Raw genomic sequence first — 17,129 nt, 5'->3', positions numbered from 1 at the left:
GTGCTAGGCATTATACGCTCCTTGTACAATATTACTACTGGAGAGCGTCAATTTTCCTATTCTGACGAAAAGCTGACACTGACGCTGAATTTATCATCGACAAGTCCAATCAAAATCGCCTCATGATTACCATAAAAGTACTGACACTGAAAATCTGACGATGTTGAATTATCGTTGATTTTTTTTGGTAAAGTGCCTAAAACTCGCTGCTCTTGATATAAAAGATCCATCCAGTAACCACAATCGACTTTATTTGTCTGGTGCAGTGGTAATGGCCACCCTTTAGCAGAATAGTGAATAAACTTTTGATGTACGTTCAATTGCGCTGGCTGCCCAGCCAGCAGCCACTCTTGTTTGTAAAAGTTTGCTCGGTCAAGAATACGTTTACCAGCCACGACCAATGCCGTACTACTCGCCTCTTGTTCTACTTTATGCCAAGCAAGCAAAAAGGCCATCACTAAAACCATGATAAGCAGTAACCAAACGGCAAAGCGGGAACGTCTAATCTGTTTCGGCATATTAACCTTTTAGTGCATCCATCATGCCCCACATTGGTAGGAAAATACCCAATGCAAGAACCAACACCATGCCAGCCACAACCACCAATAAGAATGGCTCGATTCTAGCGGTTAATGTTTTGAGATCGTAATCCACTTCTCGGTCATAAAAGTCCGCAACTTCAATCAAGAGCTCATCAATTCGACCGGTCTCTTCCCCAACCGAGATCATCTGAATCACCAAAGGGGTAAACACTCCGCTGGCGATAGCGGTATTGGAAATCGAACTACCAGCTTCTATCGAGGCTTTCATTTCTAACAATCGATTCTCTAAAAATCGGTTATCTAGCGCCTCAGCTGAGAGTGCCAACGACTGGTTTAACGGCACGCCCGCTTTTAACATCAATGAGAAAGTGCGGGAAAAACGAGCTAACTGAGCACGATTGACGACACTGCCAATAACGGGCATTCGTAAGCGAAATTTATCCCACTTCTCGCGTCCTTTTGCCGTTTGAACCCAAGCTCGAAAAGCAAAAAGGAGACCAAAAATAGCCGCCAACATAAATGGCCAATAGTTAACAAAAAAGTCAGATGTTGCGATCAAAATCCGTGTTGGTAAAGGCAAATCAACCCCAAAACGGGCAAACATACTGGAAAACTGGGGGATCACTTTGACGTTTAAAACAAACATCGCCAAGGTGATAAAAATGATCACGAAAGTCGGATAACGCATCGCTGTTTTTATTCGCTTGCGGGTTTCCAACTCTTGCTCGTAGTAGTTAGCAAGTTGCAGCAATGCATCATCTAAGCGACCCGTATTCTCACCAACGCTGAGCATAGAGACAAACAACGGACTAAATACCTTAGGGTGAAGCTGCATCGCACTTGATAAACTACGACCATTGGTTAACTCATTGGTGACGTCTTCTAAAGCTTCTTTTAGTTGCTTGTTGCTACAGTTTTGCGTTAACCCACGCATTGAACGTAATAGAGGCACACCGGCTTTGGTTAAGCTGTACATTTGACGACAGAAAATAACCAGCACCTCTAATGGAATCGCTGGAGTAAATAGTGCCGAAAGGTCGAGGTTCAATCCGCCACGCTGCTTACCCGCATTAATCTCTGTCGGGATCACCCCTTTAGCCATCAACGCTTCGGTGGCCAGTTCAACTGTGGCAGCCTCAACATGACCAGAGACCTTACTGCCATCTAAATTTCTACCTCGGTAATGAAATACGGACATAGCTCTTCCTACAAGTAGATCGCTTGAACGCTGCCAGAGGTATCACCTTCGCCAAGGTTCATGACTTCTTCAAAGCTCACGACTCCTTGCATCGCCAATTCCATAGCCGACGCGAGTAATGGTTTGTAGTTTTCAGAGCTGCGCGCGATTTGAGTGAAGCCAACTGCGTCATTTGCACGCAGAGCATCCATCATGTTCTGCTCAAGCTCGAGGATTTCAAATACACCGATACGTCCTCGGTAGCCGGTTAAGTTGCAGTTTTGACACCCACGCCCTCTGACAAAGCTCGCCTCGACTTGGTTTGGGAATCGCTCCATCAACCATTGGCGATGGCTCTCTTCCAAATGGTGCTCAGTCTTACAGTCAGGGCATACCTTGCGCACGAGTCGCTGTGCGACAACAGCTCTCACAGCACTGGCAACCAAATAGCCTGGAGCCCCCATATCCATCATGCGCAATGCACTATCAACTGCATCGTTGGTATGCAGAGTACTCAACACAAGGTGACCGGTTAAAGCGGCTCGCAAACCAATTTCTACTGTTTCTTGGTCGCGCATCTCACCAACAAGAATAATATCTGGGTCTTGACGTAAAAAGCTGCGCAAGATGGTAGAGAAATCTAAATTGATCTTCGAATTAACCTGCACTTGGTTCACTCGTGGCAAGCGATACTCGACCGGATCTTCAACGGTAATAATTTTCTTACTAGGCTCATTAAGTTCGCTTAGCGCGCCATACAAGGTGGTGGTTTTACCCGACCCCGTCGGTCCTGTAACCAAAATCATACCGTGAGGACGTCGCAATTGAGCTCGAAGTCGAGCAAGCAAATCTGCTGGCAACCCTGATTCTTCTAGCTTACGGACCCCTGATGATTGGTTGAGCAAACGCATTACCACAGACTCACCATACTGCACGGGCATCGTCGACATACGTATATCTACCGACTGTCCCTTCGCTTTAATGTTAAAGCGACCATCTTGAGGTAAGCGCTTCTCAGAAATGTCCAAGTTCGCCATCAGTTTTAGACGTAAAACCAGAGCTGGAGCGATATTCACTTCATTGAGTAGAGTTTCATGCAGTACTCCATCGATACGTTGGCGCAAGCGCAAGATATTCGCATCGGGCTCAATATGGATATCCGAAGCGCCAACTTGGATGGCATCTTCAAACAAAGAGTTGATTAGCTTTACAACGGTAACTTCATCGCTATCCGCATCTTCAATATTAAAATCAAATGCTTCATTAACTTGATGCTCTGCTTGTAATTGCTCGGCAAATGACGCGATCTCTTTGGTACGACGATAGTATCGGTCAAAACCATCCACCAATTGCTTTTCTGGCGCGATAACAAAGTCAATTGCGTATTGTGGAAGTTGAGATAACAGGGATTCTTGAGCAAACAAGTCGGCCGGGTCACTCATCGCGACGCGCAGCGTATCTTGGTTACGTCCAATCACTAACGCTCGAAGACGACGAGCATGCACTTCTGGCAGCAGTTGCACCGCATCAATATCTACATTCATGCGGCTAAGATCGATAAGCGGTACATCCAATTGTTGCGCGAGGAAGCTCAACATTTGCTTTTCAGTCAAAAAGCCGAGGTCGATTAACGTCGCGCCAAGCTTACGCCCCGACGCTTTCTGAGCTTGCAGTGCTTGTTCAACTTGTTGTTCGGTAATGATCCCTTCTTCAACCAACAAATCGCCAAGGCGCTTTCTTAACTTAATTTTCATTTGGCTGCTCCTGTAAACGACCTAGCAAAGCCAAACGGTCACGGATAAATTGCTGAGACTGGCTAGACAAACCCACCTTGTTTAGCGCCTGTTGATACGATTTCTGCGCCTTATCAAGCTCGAATGCTCGCTCTTGTTGAATACCGAGTCCCAACCACCAGCGCCCATTTTGCGGCTCTAACTGCACCAATAACTGATAGCTCTCTAGAGCCACATCATCTTGGCCACTTTTTTGTGCTAACGCTGCACGTAGTGATAAATATTCGCTGTTTGGGTGACTAGGCAAATAAACTAATGGCGTCAATGCCGCGCTAGTTTGCTGCTCTTTAATCAGCAATTTGGCCATCGCGATTCGTAAACTCTGATCATCCTGAGCAAGCGCGATCCCTTGCTGCAATAGATCCACAGATTTCCGGACTTCACCTTTACCATAAAATAGCGCCGCCAAGGTTTGACGTACCTCGCTATCACGTGGGGTGTAACGCAATGCATCGTTAAAGTGGCTTATTGCGCTGGCAAGATCATTGGCATCCAGCGCTTTTTTAGCTCGGCTTTGTGCTTTGGCTGCGAGCTGAGTTGGCGTTAACTCAACTTGTTCAACAACCACTTCCCCCGAAGAGACTGCTGCATCCGCTTGTGTTGCTTGATTATCCTGCACACTTTCATCACGCGAAAGCGCAACCTGAGCAAGATGTATAGATGATTGAGTGGTCAAATCCGTTTCTTCAACCTGCGCTAGAGGCTTTTCTACTGTCGAGACTTGAGGCACTGACGAGGTTTCTTTGGCGATGTTCTGTTTCGCCACCGCTTGCACCTTACGAGGAGCCGAATAAATGACTTCACTAGATTGAGATGGTTTTACCGTTGGAGAGGAGATCGACGAAGCAGCGGCACGCACGGGTTGCTGGGTAACCTCGCTGGTAATCTGACTTGGTGGCATTGATTGCTGAGAAATCGCCCAACCACCAACAGCAAGACTTAAACTAAAGCCGCCGATAACCCACGGCAGAGCGTTGGTTTTTTTTACCACTTGTACTTGTGCTTTCTCTATCTGCGCTTTAGTAACCGTCTGTGATTTAGATAACTCAGACAGCGCGTTGTTAATCGCACTCATGCTTTACTCCATCCCCATAAAACCGGGCTTTTAAACTTTGGTTTGCAAGCATCAAATGTGTCGTGAATGGCATGATACAAATCACCATTCGTTACCGTATTGAGGCTTTGACTGCTAGCCAACACTAAACTTTTATGGCAAATCTGATTGATAAGCCTTGGAACTCCATAACTCGCTCGCCAAATTGCTTTCTGTTGTGGCACAGAAAATACCGCCATCTTCGCCCCTGCCTTGGCAAGCCGACTATCGATATAAGCAACCGTTTCATCGAGAGACAAGGCTCTCAACTTTGCACTGAAGGTGATCCGTTGGCGAAACTGGCGCAGGTGATATTGCTCCAAACGAATATCCAGCTCTGGTTGTCCAAATAACACAATCTGCAGTAGTTTGTTCTGCTCTGTTTCCAAATTGCCAAATAGGCGCAACACTTCCAGCGCTTCATCACTCAGAGCTTGCGCCTCATCCACCAGTACAACAACTTGCTTACCTTGCTTGGCTAGAGCCACTAAGCGCATTTGAATTTGTTCTACAAGCTTGGTTTTATCAAGACACTCTACGGCAAGTTCGCTGGCAACGGCTTGTCTCAGTTCATCCCCAGAAAGAGCAGGATTAGGTAAATAAACCAACTGGATATGAGGCTCAAAATGGTTGACGAGCATGCGACATACCATTGTTTTGCCAGTGCCGACTTCACCTGTCACTTTTATCAGCCCTTCCCCCATCGAAAGAGCCGAGTTAACCACTTGAATCGCTTCATAATGAGGCTCAAGCCCAAGAAACAGTTCGGTATTGGGCGTGAGGTGGAAAGGCAGCTGACTAAAACCAAAGCGCTCTAGATACATAGACGACTACTGTTGTTGTTCAGGGAACCATTCTTGTAACAGATCTCGTGAACGTTCGAGTTCTTTTTGCCAAGTGTTCACGCCAACGACAGTTGGCTTAAGCAAAATCACCAATTCCGTTTTTTGCTGCAACTTCGAAGTATTCCTAAATAGATGCCCTAACCCAGGTACATCCCCTAAAAATGGCACTTTAGATACTTGATCTATCGTATTGGACTTCATTAATCCACCGATGACGACGACATCGCCATCTTGAGCACGAATGACCGAGTCAGACTCTCGAATAGAGCTACTTGCGAGAGGTAACGTAATTTTGTTACCACCAAAACCGATCTCTTTTACTTGCTCATTCACTTCAATGACTGCCGGATGCACATGCAATAGCACGTTTCCTTGGTCATCGATTTGCGGAGTCACATCAAGAGAAATACCAGAGAAAAATGGCGTGAGTTCAACTTCCGGTGATGGTTCAGAGTTGTCACCAGAACCGACAACGCTCGAAAGATCGGTTACAAAATACTCATCGGTACCCACTTTGATGACCGCTTTTTGGTTATTTGAAGCCGTCACTCGTGGGCTTGAAAGCACATTTAAATCACCTTGGGTAGCCATAAAGCTAATTACTGCATCAAAGCTGCCACTGGAGATAACTAAGTTGGTCTGTCCGCCCAGTAAGGTCCCGATTGTATCTAGCCCTGGTAGAGCTGGAGCACTGCCATTATCAAGTGCGGTAGAACCCTGCCCGATAGTGTACTTAGTACCATTCGAGGTAAAGGCTTTGCTCCAGTTAATACCTTGTTGATAGCCATCACTCAGAGTAACTTCGAGGATCTTGGCTTCCAAAATAACTTGTCGGTGCATGCGTTGTTGTGAAACCCCGAGAAATTCGCGCACTTGACGAATCTCATCTGGGTACGCGCGTATAGTGATCACACTCGCTTGAGGCGTCACTACCACTGATTGTCCGCTACCACTACCAATTAACTGCGCAACCGCCATTTGTAATTGCGGCCAAAAATCACTTTCACTTGTGGTTTCAATTTCAGTGCCGCCACTTGCCGTTGAAGAGCGAGAGTTACTTGATGAGTTAGAAGAACTTGACGATGAAGATGATGATGAGTTACTCGAATTATTATTCGAGGAGTTATCATTGTTCGTGATGGTGCCAGTAGTAATTGAGGTCAACGAGCGACCAGCACGCTTAAATTGCAAATAGTCTACTGGAATGGTTACGGTGCGTAGCCCCGCAGGATAAACCTGAATGACCTTGCCGACCATCTGCACATCGTAGCCGTACATATCACTTACTACCGCCAGCACTTCATCGAGTGTGACATCAGAAAGGTTCACCGTGATCTTGCCACTCACCTCCGGGTGAATAGCGGCACTGTACTCTGTGCCTTTGACTAGGCTGGCAAAGAAGGCGCGCGCATCAACACCATTCGCCTTGACGCGAAAACGTTTCACGGTTTTATTTTGCTCGATCGCCATACCATCCAAGTCAGGCATCAAATCCGCTTCCACCGAGGCAGGCAATTGCTCTAAAGCATGACTATTTGACTGATTAATCGCTTCATTCAAAGCACCTTTCGCTTCTACAGGATCGCGGTGCCCCATAGAACACCCTGCCAATGATGCAAGAGAGATGGCTAAAACAACTTTACGCATACGATTCCAATAACCTTATTGTTTTACTTCTAGGGGGAACAGTTCCAGTTTCCACTGTTTACTGCCGCGGGTCACTGTGACGTAGTCAGCACTGATTTGCTTAACTCTAAATCCAGCAATATTTTCGCCTGTAGCTTTGGTATGCCCATCTAAAATGGCATAACAATCACGACTTTCGCCGCACACAATACTTTGCAAGTTAGGCACACGCGGCTGCACCACTTTTTTCTTAGCAACCGCTTTAGGGGCTTGCTGCCAATTCAGTGGTGCGGTGGGATCTTGAGATGCCATCGCAGCAAAAGAGAATCCAAAGACGATGAGTAGGGCTTTATTAACCACCGATAAACTCCTGTCTAGTACCAAGCGTGTAAACCTCTAACACCAATCGCGCTTTAGGGTAAGCATCCACTTGGTAATAAAAACTGCGCCAATAGTAGTTGACTGGCAATGACTCCAACGTTTCTAAATACTGAAGAATGGCAAAATAATTCCCCGTCAGCTCTAAGCGCACAGGGTGAAGGTAATAACCCGCATAATTTTCCGAGGCGTGACCGCTCACAATCGGTTCTGCTCTCATCGATTCTAACGAAACCAAGTGCAAACCTTTCGTACCCGCAAGCACATCTTCAAGTAACTTAGCCATTTGACTAGGTGAAATAAGATCTTCGATTACTTTGGCCAACAATTCAGACAGTGACTGGCTTTCCGTTAGTAATCTCTTGTACTCGATATTAATGTCCTGATCTGGATCTTTTTTGAGTTTTGCGGTCAGCGCAGAAATTTGCTTATCAAGGCGCTGATTATTCTGTTTAGTCGTCGCAATTTGTTGTTTAAGAGACTGATTTGTATTCAGTGCGGGCTCCAGCAACAAGGTAAACATACCTATCACCATCACGACGACAAGACACAGCGTCAGCAACCACTTTTCTCGCTGACTTAACTTTGCAAAACCGTCTCCCCACTTCTGCCAATGTGCTCTCATCACTCTTTTACCTCTTCTTTGGTGCGCAACTCAAAAGTAAGGATATCTTGCTCATTACGAGCAATTTTTAGTTTCTCAAATGAGCGTCCAACGAGATTGATTTCACTCTTAAACTGATTAACCCAGTTTGGTATTGCCTGAGGATCTCGAGCTAAACCTTTAATATCAAGATTATCCGCGTCCATACGGATTGAGCTTAACGAAATGTCGTTGCGACCTAACTGCGCTAACGACTGCATTACGCCGGAATACCCAACTTGCTGTTGACCATCGTATTTTGATACTGCAGCCAAAGAGTCTTGCTTAGATTGAATCTCTTCTTTAAGCCTCTCTACGGCATGTACTTTTTCCGGTGAGGGGCGATGCTTAACTATACGCTGATTCAAACTAGCAAGCTGTTGATTGAATTCTGTTTCTTGCGACTGAGCGACCTGTAGCTCATTTTCCAATTGACTGTTTTGCCAAGTCGAGTAAGCCGATATGATGCCAATTAATAGAGCTAACCCACCGCAACCGATCATCACATTATTTAGCGTGAATCGTTCAACTTTTGGTTTAAGGTGTTTTGGGTAAAGATTAATCGCGGCGCTGTTGTCTTGATTGGCAAACTGCGCCAACAACTCACCCGAATCAACTTTCACATTAGATAATGGAGCAACTTTAACGCTGAGGCGCTCATCAAGGGCTTGTGCGAGTTCCTCATCATTGTCTTCATCACAACAGACTTTCATATGATGCAAGGTTGCACCACGTAATTGAGAAGACAAATAATCTATCGAGCGCTGCAGTTCGAGTGCGATACCATCAAGTTGCAGTCCGCTCGTAGCAACGCCAGTCAGTGGAGGAGTGATACCACGAATAGTTCGCTGAAATACACAGCGTGAGTCGACAAATGCACTGACCTTATAAGCCGCGCCTTTACTCTGCTGCAATAAAACAAAACGTTCAGTATCAGCACAAACCAAAGGCCAAATATCATCTTCAACAAGCACTCGACCAAGCGTCAATTTAAGCTTGCTTAATTTGCTGACAAACCCTAAAAGCGCAGACTTAGCGATAACATAAACATGCAGCTTATTACTGGTCGGTAGCGGAATGGCATCTGCTACGATCTCAGTAACTTTTTCACTGATCAAATCTTTAAGTAGGAATGGCAGAGTGAGGCTCAGTTCCTCTTGGGGAACATTTGGCTTATCTATCTGATAGTTTTGATAAAGGTTGGAGTTTATAACTAGGTCTATCGCGCTGTCACTTACCCCAGCCTGTGCCAACGCATCCAGCAAATGATCCTGCCAATCACCGGATTCGAAAGAAATTTTCTGAGGTAGAGTGCCACCATTCCATTTAGAGAAGTAGAGTGCATTCGGCTGAACAACCACTTGCAAACTATTTTCAGTGCTGTTGCTAGCACTAAACTTTCCTATTAGAGATTGAATGTTCATTTACAACTAACTTCTTCGCCAACGGTTACGCCGCCCAATTTGAATGTTTGACTTGGACTGACTAGGTTTGTCTGCTTGCAGTTCTGGTATCATTTGTTCTTCAGGGGCAAAGTAGCGCCCTTGAACGCCCTGTACACCAAGTGTCAGCAGCGTATTGTACTCTTGCTTTTGATCGACACCAACCGCGATAACTTGAGTATGTAAACCTTCACATGCGCCCAGTAAACTGCGTACAAACAATTGATTTTCATGCCGATGATCAATTTGCTTTATCAAGCTACGGTGAAGCTTAAGATAATCAATTGATAGTTCTTTTAGGTAGTAAGTACTGACAATCGATCGCCCCGCTTGCCCTACGACAACTCGACAACCTAACCCATTTAGCATCTTTATTACAGGTCTCATATAGTCGAGATGCTGCACGAGTCGAGCTTCTGCAAACTCAAATAACAATCGCTGACGTTTTTCAGTTGGTAGTTGTAGTAACTCATCCCTGAACCAACGAAAGTACTTCTTGCTAGCAAAAGGAGTCACATGAAGGTTGATAGAGTAACATAAACTATTTTTTGACGCTTTCAAAAATCTGGCGACCGCCAAAAAAACAGAACGATCTAAAACACTTTCATAGCCAACAGACTCGATTGCAGTGTTAAAACGTGACGCTTTAATCAATCCTTTCTGGGGATCGAGAATCCGTACGAACAACTCATGGTGGATCAATTGAGGCTGTTGATCTTCGAGCAAATAGCATGGTTGCGAAAAAATATAGACACTATCTGGCGTTAATACTTGATCAAACAACGTTCGCCAACGAACACTTCCCCGCTCTTCTTCTTGTGGAGAGAGTTTGTTAAAGCGCGTCCAAGTATTCATTTGCTGTAGACGAGCACTCTTCAGCGCAGTTTCTGTTTCATCCAGTATTTTTCCTTGTCGTTCCCCTTCTCGGAACATGGTAATACCAATATGACACCAATTCTCTTTATCCAATGGTTCAGGTAACTGCAAGTTTTCAAATCTTTTCAGACAGTTATTTGCAATGCTTGCCATTTCTTTAGTGCCTAAATGTGGGGCAAATACGGCAAAGTCCGCTTCATAATAGCGGGATAAAATAATATCGGGATAACGCAAAATCACCTTATTAATCGCTTCACCCATCGCAATGATGAACTGATTAGCCGCCTGCTTATCGACCTCTTCTTTCACTCGATCCCAATCATCAATACGGATCAGCATCGCACCACCATGAGAGCCGCTTTCGGAAAGTGCCGCTTCCAATTTGCTATCAAACAGAACTCGATTTGCTGTTCCTGTTAGCTGATCAAGAAAAGTTTGGGTACGAATAAAAGTATCAAAACGACTGCGCTCTTGACGTGCGTCTTGCAGTTCATCAATAAGACGATCAAGGGCTTCACTCGCAGTATAGGGCCATTCTCGAAGATCACCTTTGGCAAACTCCTCGACACGACCCGCCAAAATCATCCGCCCTCGCTCTTCGAGTAACTCTGAGCCAAGTAGCTGTTCTTCCAGCCATTTCAAGCCACGTATAAGGCAGAAAATAACTAAAGCCACTGCCAAGGTAATTGACCAGAGCGCCTCAAGAGAGTAGCCATAGCCAACATACGGTGGAACGGCAGTAAATTTGATTTTAAAACCGCTGTTCCGCTCAAGAGGATATTCAGCGTGATAAAACAAAGACGGGTCTATTTTAGAGGAGGTGTCGCGATAACGGTAAATGACTCCCGCTTGCGAAGAAAGCTCCATCTCAACGATGTTCGATGCTTGTAGCATCTTTGGCATCCAACGTTGCATAGAATACGCAGCGTCAGGATCTTCCATCTCTTTGTCGACGACTTCGACAATTCCATTGAGGGACTGATTGAGGTAAACGTGTCCGAGGCTACGAAACGATAACGTACCACCCAAGAACAAAATAAACATCGCACTTATCACGATCACAGTTACAAAAGCAACCAAGCGCGTACTCAATTTTAAGGTAGGCGTATACCTCATAAAATGGAGTTCCCTCTCGATGAATTTAGTCAGTTAGTATTATACGCTAGCGCAATATTTCTAGCACCGATTACCTCTTTCCATAGAGGTGCTTAAAGTCAGCGAGCTCGATTATCAAACATCGCAGAAATACCAAGCTCACTATATAAAAAAGCCGCGATAATCGCGGCTTTTTTCGACTTTAAAAGGATTAAAACGGGATGTCGTCGTCAAAATCCATTGGCGGCTCATTGTACTGAGGCTGTTGCTGAGGTGCATGTTGCTGTTGAGGCGCAGGTTTTTGCTGCATTGCAGGCTGCTGCGGCTGTCCCCAACCTTGCTGTTGCTGCTGTTGTGGCTGATGACCACCCATAGGCGCACCTTGTCCACCTTGGCGACCACCTAGCATTTGCATCACACCGTTATAGCCTTGAACAACCACTTCGGTGGTGTATTGGTCTTGGCCTTGTTGGTTCTGCCATTTGCGAGTTTGAAGTTGACCTTCAATATATACTTGTGAACCTTTACGTAGATATTCGCCAGCAACTTCTGCCAGTTTGCCAAACAGGGCAACACGATGCCACTCAGTTTTCTCACGTTGTTCACCTGTCGCCTTATCGCGCCAAGTTTCTGAAGTTGCAATAGTAATATTTGCAACTGCGCCACCGCTAGGCATGTAGCGCACTTCTGGGTCCTGACCTAAGTTACCCACTAAAATAACTTTGTTTACTCCACGGCTAGCCATGTTTCGCTCCGTCTAGATTCGTTTATGTTCAATTTCAATAGCGCATAAGGATAACACTCGAGTTGTAAATCGAACAACTGTTCCTGTTCATCTGGTACGTAACTTTCTTGTCGCTGCTCTCAGATTCCAATACTTTCACCGCTTTCCATGTACCAAAACTCAATGAGATAACGAAAATTTACTATCAAATTTGCAACTACCTAGTAATTCATACTGACGATGAATCGCGCTTTGCTAACAAATCAGACAGGATAACGAGTAGAAATTGGCAAAAATAGATAAGAGTGAGCTATGGCTAAAAACATCTACGCACGAACCTTATATTTCCTATGTGAAAACAAAAATGCCCATTACCCTATTGTAGACCTAATCGAAAAAAAACTCTGTGTGCCGATTCCTCGCATGGAACCTGAAGATTTTATGCTCGCCATGCAACAGCATAAACACAAAATTTTGTTAATTGATCATAACAACTATCAGCAACTGCAAAGCGCAATCCGCAATCTCCCCCTCTCGAACAAGATCTTTGAAACCGTGATCTTTAATGTTGAAAGACGGCTGACCACGGATGAACTGTTGAGTTTTGGTAACTTGAAAGCACTGTTTTACAAAGATGATAGTATCACTCGAATAGCCCAAGGATGTGGTGAAGTGATTAACAGCCAGAATTGGTTACCTCGCAAAGTAGCCGCACAACTTCTGCATTACTATCGCCATGTCATCGATAGCCAAACCTCTCCCGCGACCGTGGATTTAACAACCAGAGAAATCCAAATTTTACGTAGCTTGCAAACAGGGGCATCAAATAATCAAATTGCCGAAGATTTGTTTATCAGCGAGTTCACCGTCAAATCGCACCTTTACCAAATATTTAAAAAACTCTCAGTTAAAAATCGAGTACAAGCGATTTCATGGGCAAAACAGCACTTAATGTCTTAAAAATAACTCATTAGATAGAAAATCAACTTTTGCACTACTTGGTTAATTATCTATTCATCTAAACCGTGCTATCTTGTTTGACAATTTCAAATACGTCAGAGAGATAAAGGGTTTTATCATGATTAAAAAGTGCCTATTTCCGGCGGCAGGTTACGGCACACGTTTCCTGCCAGCCACCAAGTCGATGCCAAAAGAGATGATGCCAGTCGTCAACAAGCCATTGATTGAGTACGGTGTTGAAGAAGCAATTCAAGCAGGCATGAATGGTATGTGTATCGTCACAGGTCGTGGCAAACATTCCATCATGGATCACTTTGATAAAAACTATGAGCTTGAACACCAGATTAGCGGTACCAATAAAGAAGAATTGCTTGTTGATATCCGTGACATCATTGATTCAGCTAACTTTACTTATATTCGTCAACGTGAAATGAAAGGTCTAGGTCATGCGATTTTGACTGGTCGCGAGTTAATTGGTGATGAACCTTTCGCTGTCGTGTTAGCTGACGATTTATGTGTCAATGAACAAGAAGGCGTATTGGCACAAATGGTTGCGTTGTTTAAACAGTTCCGCTGTTCAATTGTTGCTGTTCAAGAAGTCCCAGAAAATGAAACACACAAATACGGTGTTATTTCCGGTGAAATGATCAAAGACGATATTTTCCGTGTTGATGACATGGTTGAAAAACCTGAACCAGGCACAGCACCAAGTAACCTCGCAATCATCGGTCGTTATATTCTGACCCCAGATATCTTTGAGCTAATTGAGCAAACCGAGCCAGGCAAAGGTGGAGAAATTCAAATCACGGATGCACTGCTCAAGCAAGCCAAGGCGGGCTGTGTTCTGGCGTATAAGTTTAAAGGACAACGTTTTGACTGCGGTAGTGTTGAAGGTTATATCGAAGCAACAAACTACTGTTTTGAAAACCTTTACCTTAAAGACAGCAAAAAGACCGAGCTCGACAAACACTCAACCGCTAAACAAAGCTAACTCACGTATAAAGAGCAGCCTTCGCGCTGCTCTTACTGTTTTTATGTCCAGTATTTTCTTTGAACATTTCTCGCACTGTGTAATACTAGAAGTTCTTCCCATACAGAGCGATAACCATGGACAAGATAGAAGTACGCGGAGCCCGCACCCATAACCTAAAAAACATCAATCTCACCATTCCACGCGATAAGCTGATTGTTATCACTGGTTTATCCGGCTCCGGAAAATCGTCTTTAGCTTTCGATACTCTGTATGCAGAAGGGCAGCGTCGTTACGTAGAATCCCTTTCAGCCTACGCCCGCCAGTTTTTGTCATTGATGGAAAAACCGGATGTTGACCATATTGAAGGGTTGTCACCGGCCATTTCTATTGAACAAAAATCGACGTCACATAACCCGCGCTCCACTGTCGGTACAATAACTGAAGTATATGACTACTTGCGTTTGCTCTATGCACGTGTAGGGGAGCCTCGCTGCCCTACACATAAAGTCGCTCTTGCCGCCCAGACTGTGTCACAAATGGTCGACAAAGTTCTTGAGATGCCTGAAGGCTCTAAATTGATGCTGCTGGCGCCGATTGTCAAAGAGCGCAAAGGGGAACATGTCAAAACGCTAGAGAACTTGGCGGCTCAAGGTTTCATTCGCGCCCGTATTGATGGAGAAACCTGTGATTTATCCGATCCACCGACACTAGAGCTACACAAAAAGCACACCATTGAAGTCGTTGTCGATCGCTTTAAAGTCCGTGCCGATCTCCAACAACGATTGGCAGAATCATTTGAGACAACCCTTGAACTGTCAGGCGGAATTGCCGTTGTCGCCCCAATGGATGGGGACGATGACGAAGTGGTGTTTTCTGCTAACTTTGCTTGCCCGCACTGTGGCTACAGTATGCAAGAACTGGAACCTCGTCTGTTCTCTTTCAACAATCCAGCGGGCGCCTGTGGGACTTGTGATGGCTTGGGTGTTCAGCAATATTTTGACCCTGCACGGGTGATCCAAGATGAGTCACTCAGTCTCGCTCAAGGGGCAATTCGCGGCTGGGATCAAAAGAACTACTACTACTTCCAAATGCTAACGTCACTGGCAAAGCATTATGATTTTGACCTCAATCAGCCATTCAATCAGTTACCAAAAAAAATCCAAGATGTGATTTTAAAAGGCTCAGGGCGCACGGAAGTTGAGTTTAACTACATTAATGACCGTGGTGATATTCGGGTAAAACGCCATCCATTTGAAGGGATTCTCAATACCCTTGAACGCCGCTATCGCGATACCGAATCAAACTCAGTGCGAGAAGATTTGGCCAAATATATTTCAACCAAATGTTGTGCCAGCTGCGATGGCAGCCGCCTACGCTTGGAAGCTCGCAATGTGTTTATCGGCGACACCACGCTACCAGAGATTGTCGAGCTGAGCATTGCCGACGCTCTTAGCTTCTTCGCAAATCTCCAATTAGAAGGTCAGCGCGCTAAGATTGCCGAGAAAGTGATGAAAGAAATCAATGACCGACTTGAGTTTTTGGTTAACGTCGGTCTTAACTACCTTAATCTGTCGCGCAGTGCTGAAACGCTCTCTGGTGGTGAGGCTCAGCGCATCCGTCTAGCAAGTCAAATTGGTGCGGGACTGGTTGGGGTAATGTATGTTCTGGACGAACCTTCAATTGGCTTGCATCAGCGTGACAACGAGCGGCTACTAAAAACCCTCACTCATTTGCGAGACTTAGGTAATACCGTACTCGTCGTAGAACATGATGAAGATGCAATCCGCTGCGCCGATCACGTCATCGATATTGGCCCTGGGGCTGGTGTGCATGGAGGCCAAGTAGTGGCTCAAGGTACGATGCAGGAGATCCTGCAAGTACCAGAGTCATTGACGGGTCAATACCTTTCAGGAACCAAGCAGATTGCTGTACCTGAAAAACGCACGCCATTTAATAAAAGCAAAGTTGTTGAGCTTATCGGCGCCACTGGTAACAACCTAAAAACGGTTGACCTGACTATTCCTGTCGGTCTGTTTAGTTGTATTACTGGTGTGTCGGGATCTGGTAAATCGACACTGATCAATGACACTTTCTTTAAAATTGCTCATACCCAATTAAATGGCGCGACCACTGCAATGCCTGCGCCATACAAAAAAATTAAAGGTCTTGAACACTTTGATAAAGTCATCGACATTGATCAGAGCCCAATTGGTCGCACACCACGCTCAAATCCAGCCACTTATACTGGTATTTTCACCCCGATCCGTGAATTATTCTCTGGTACTCAGGAAGCGCGTTCTCGTGGTTATAAGCCAGGCCGTTTTAGCTTTAACGTGCGCGGAGGGCGATGCGAAGCATGCCAAGGTGATGGCGTGATTAAAGTTGAAATGCACTTCCTACCGGACGTCTATGTGCCTTGTGATGTGTGTAAAGGGAAACGCTACAATCGTGAAACTCTCGAAGTCCGCTATAAAGGGAAGACCATCGACGAAGTTCTAGAAATGACCGTCGAAGATGCGCGTCAATTCTTTGAACCAGTACCAGTCATTGCCCGTAAACTACAAACCTTAATCGATGTTGGCCTCTCTTACATCCGACTAGGGCAAGCGGCAACCACGTTATCTGGAGGCGAAGCGCAACGAGTCAAATTAGCACGAGAGCTTTCGAAACGAGATACGGGCAAAACGCTTTACATCTTGGATGAGCCAACGACAGGTTTGCATTTCCATGATATTCAACAATTGCTTACTGTACTGCATCGCCTAAGAGATCACGGCAACACAGTCGTGGTCATCGAGCACAACCTAGATGTAATTAAAACGGCGGATTGGATCGTTGACCTTGGCCCCGAAGGTGGTCAAGGCGGTGGTGAAATCATCGCTCAAGGTACGCCTGAAGAAGTGGCGCAAATCAAAGGATCCCACACCGCACGCTTCCTTGAACCTATGTTAAAATAGCAAAG

Annotated in this window: 14 protein-coding genes; 3 read left to right on the top strand and 11 right to left on the bottom strand. The window is 45.3% G+C overall.

What is annotated here, in order from left to right; all coding sequences use genetic code 11:
- Positions 1-56 precede the first annotated feature (56 nt).
- The 11 genes from GZK95_RS01940 to GZK95_RS01890 form a co-directional block, all read right to left on the bottom strand.
- Positions 57-518 (bottom strand): MSHA biogenesis protein MshF, encoded by a 462-nt coding sequence (locus tag GZK95_RS01940; protein WP_075713969.1) that lies wholly within the window; start codon positions 516-518, stop codon positions 57-59.
- A 1-nt stretch (position 519) separates the two neighbouring features.
- Positions 520-1,740, bottom strand: coding sequence for a type II secretion system F family protein (locus GZK95_RS01935; protein ID WP_075709776.1), 1,221 nt, complete (start codon positions 1,738-1,740; stop codon positions 520-522).
- Positions 1,741-1,748: 8 nt separating this feature from the next.
- The gene (locus GZK95_RS01930) at positions 1,749-3,473 is read right to left on the bottom strand and encodes a GspE/PulE family protein (protein ID WP_075709775.1); all 1,725 of its coding nucleotides are present in this window, start codon (positions 3,471-3,473) and stop codon (positions 1,749-1,751) included.
- A complete protein-coding gene (locus tag GZK95_RS01925) occupies positions 3,463-4,587 on the bottom strand; it encodes a tetratricopeptide repeat protein (RefSeq protein WP_075713971.1) in 1,125 nt (374 codons plus the stop codon). Before GZK95_RS01925 ends, GZK95_RS01930 begins: the two co-directional genes overlap by 11 nt.
- Positions 4,584-5,429, bottom strand: coding sequence for an ExeA family protein (locus GZK95_RS01920; protein WP_075713973.1), 846 nt, complete (start codon positions 5,427-5,429; stop codon positions 4,584-4,586). The genes GZK95_RS01925 and GZK95_RS01920 overlap by 4 nt, the downstream gene beginning before the upstream one ends.
- A 6-nt stretch (positions 5,430-5,435) precedes the next feature.
- A complete protein-coding gene (mshL, locus tag GZK95_RS01915; RefSeq protein ID WP_075713975.1) occupies positions 5,436-7,097 on the bottom strand; it encodes a pilus (MSHA type) biogenesis protein MshL in 1,662 nt (553 codons plus the stop codon).
- A 15-nt stretch (positions 7,098-7,112) separates the two neighbouring features.
- A complete protein-coding gene (locus GZK95_RS01910) occupies positions 7,113-7,436 on the bottom strand; it encodes an MSHA biogenesis protein MshK (RefSeq protein ID WP_404817695.1) in 324 nt (107 codons plus the stop codon).
- On the bottom strand, positions 7,429-8,079 hold the full coding sequence (gspM, locus tag GZK95_RS01905) for a type II secretion system protein GspM (RefSeq protein ID WP_075713977.1): 651 nt from the start codon (positions 8,077-8,079) through the stop codon (positions 7,429-7,431). Before gspM ends, GZK95_RS01910 begins: the two co-directional genes overlap by 8 nt.
- The gene (locus GZK95_RS01900) at positions 8,079-9,521 is read right to left on the bottom strand and encodes a type IV pilus biogenesis protein PilM (RefSeq protein ID WP_075713979.1); all 1,443 of its coding nucleotides are present in this window, start codon (positions 9,519-9,521) and stop codon (positions 8,079-8,081) included. The genes gspM and GZK95_RS01900 overlap by 1 nt, the downstream gene beginning before the upstream one ends.
- A 6-nt stretch (positions 9,522-9,527) precedes the next feature.
- On the bottom strand, positions 9,528-11,531 hold the full coding sequence (gene csrD, locus GZK95_RS01895) for an RNase E specificity factor CsrD (RefSeq protein ID WP_075713981.1): 2,004 nt from the start codon (positions 11,529-11,531) through the stop codon (positions 9,528-9,530).
- 190 nt (positions 11,532-11,721) lie between these two features.
- Complete coding sequence (locus GZK95_RS01890) at positions 11,722-12,255, bottom strand: single-stranded DNA-binding protein (RefSeq protein ID WP_075709768.1); 534 nt, start codon at positions 12,253-12,255, stop codon at positions 11,722-11,724.
- Between the two features lie 291 nt (positions 12,256-12,546).
- Here GZK95_RS01890 and GZK95_RS01885 point away from each other — a divergent pair, with 291 nt between their 5' ends.
- The 3 genes from GZK95_RS01885 (at position 12,547) to uvrA (ending at position 17,124) form a co-directional block, all read left to right on the top strand.
- A complete protein-coding gene (locus GZK95_RS01885) occupies positions 12,547-13,194 on the top strand; it encodes a LuxR C-terminal-related transcriptional regulator (RefSeq protein ID WP_075709767.1) in 648 nt (215 codons plus the stop codon).
- A 118-nt stretch (positions 13,195-13,312) separates the two neighbouring features.
- Positions 13,313-14,185 (top strand): UTP--glucose-1-phosphate uridylyltransferase GalU, encoded by an 873-nt coding sequence (gene galU / locus GZK95_RS01880; protein ID WP_075713983.1) that lies wholly within the window; start codon positions 13,313-13,315, stop codon positions 14,183-14,185.
- Between the two features lie 116 nt (positions 14,186-14,301).
- Entirely contained in the window at positions 14,302-17,124 is a 2,823-nt protein-coding gene (uvrA, locus tag GZK95_RS01875; RefSeq protein ID WP_075713985.1) for an excinuclease ABC subunit UvrA, read from the top strand.
- The last annotated feature ends 5 nt before the right edge of the window (positions 17,125-17,129 follow it).

This window comes from Vibrio panuliri (assembly GCF_009938205.1).
Classification (GTDB): domain Bacteria; phylum Pseudomonadota; class Gammaproteobacteria; order Enterobacterales; family Vibrionaceae; genus Vibrio; species Vibrio panuliri.
Note: the sequence above shows the minus strand (reverse complement) of the source record. Positions and strands in the feature narration are given on the sequence as shown.

Excerpts from the sequence above, each read along its gene's own strand:
- GZK95_RS01940 (WP_075713969.1), bottom strand. The coding sequence starts at position 518 with ATGCCGAAACAGATTAGACGTTCCCGCTTTGCCGTTTGGTTACTGCTT.
- GZK95_RS01935 (WP_075709776.1), bottom strand. The coding sequence starts at position 1,740 with ATGTCCGTATTTCATTACCGAGGTAGAAATTTAGATGGCAGTAAGGTC.
- GZK95_RS01930 (WP_075709775.1), bottom strand. The coding sequence starts at position 3,473 with ATGAAAATTAAGTTAAGAAAGCGCCTTGGCGATTTGTTGGTTGAAGAA.
- GZK95_RS01925 (WP_075713971.1), bottom strand. The coding sequence starts at position 4,587 with ATGAGTGCGATTAACAACGCGCTGTCTGAGTTATCTAAATCACAGACG.
- GZK95_RS01920 (WP_075713973.1), bottom strand. The coding sequence starts at position 5,429 with ATGTATCTAGAGCGCTTTGGTTTTAGTCAGCTGCCTTTCCACCTCACG.
- mshL (WP_075713975.1), bottom strand. The coding sequence starts at position 7,097 with ATGCGTAAAGTTGTTTTAGCCATCTCTCTTGCATCATTGGCAGGGTGT.
- gspM (WP_075713977.1), bottom strand. The coding sequence starts at position 8,079 with ATGAGAGCACATTGGCAGAAGTGGGGAGACGGTTTTGCAAAGTTAAGT.
- GZK95_RS01900 (WP_075713979.1), bottom strand. The coding sequence starts at position 9,521 with ATGAACATTCAATCTCTAATAGGAAAGTTTAGTGCTAGCAACAGCACT.
- csrD (WP_075713981.1), bottom strand. The coding sequence starts at position 11,531 with ATGAGGTATACGCCTACCTTAAAATTGAGTACGCGCTTGGTTGCTTTT.
- GZK95_RS01890 (WP_075709768.1), bottom strand. The coding sequence starts at position 12,255 with ATGGCTAGCCGTGGAGTAAACAAAGTTATTTTAGTGGGTAACTTAGGT.
- GZK95_RS01885 (WP_075709767.1), top strand. The coding sequence starts at position 12,547 with ATGGCTAAAAACATCTACGCACGAACCTTATATTTCCTATGTGAAAAC.
- galU (WP_075713983.1), top strand. The coding sequence starts at position 13,313 with ATGATTAAAAAGTGCCTATTTCCGGCGGCAGGTTACGGCACACGTTTC.
- uvrA (WP_075713985.1), top strand. The coding sequence starts at position 14,302 with ATGGACAAGATAGAAGTACGCGGAGCCCGCACCCATAACCTAAAAAAC.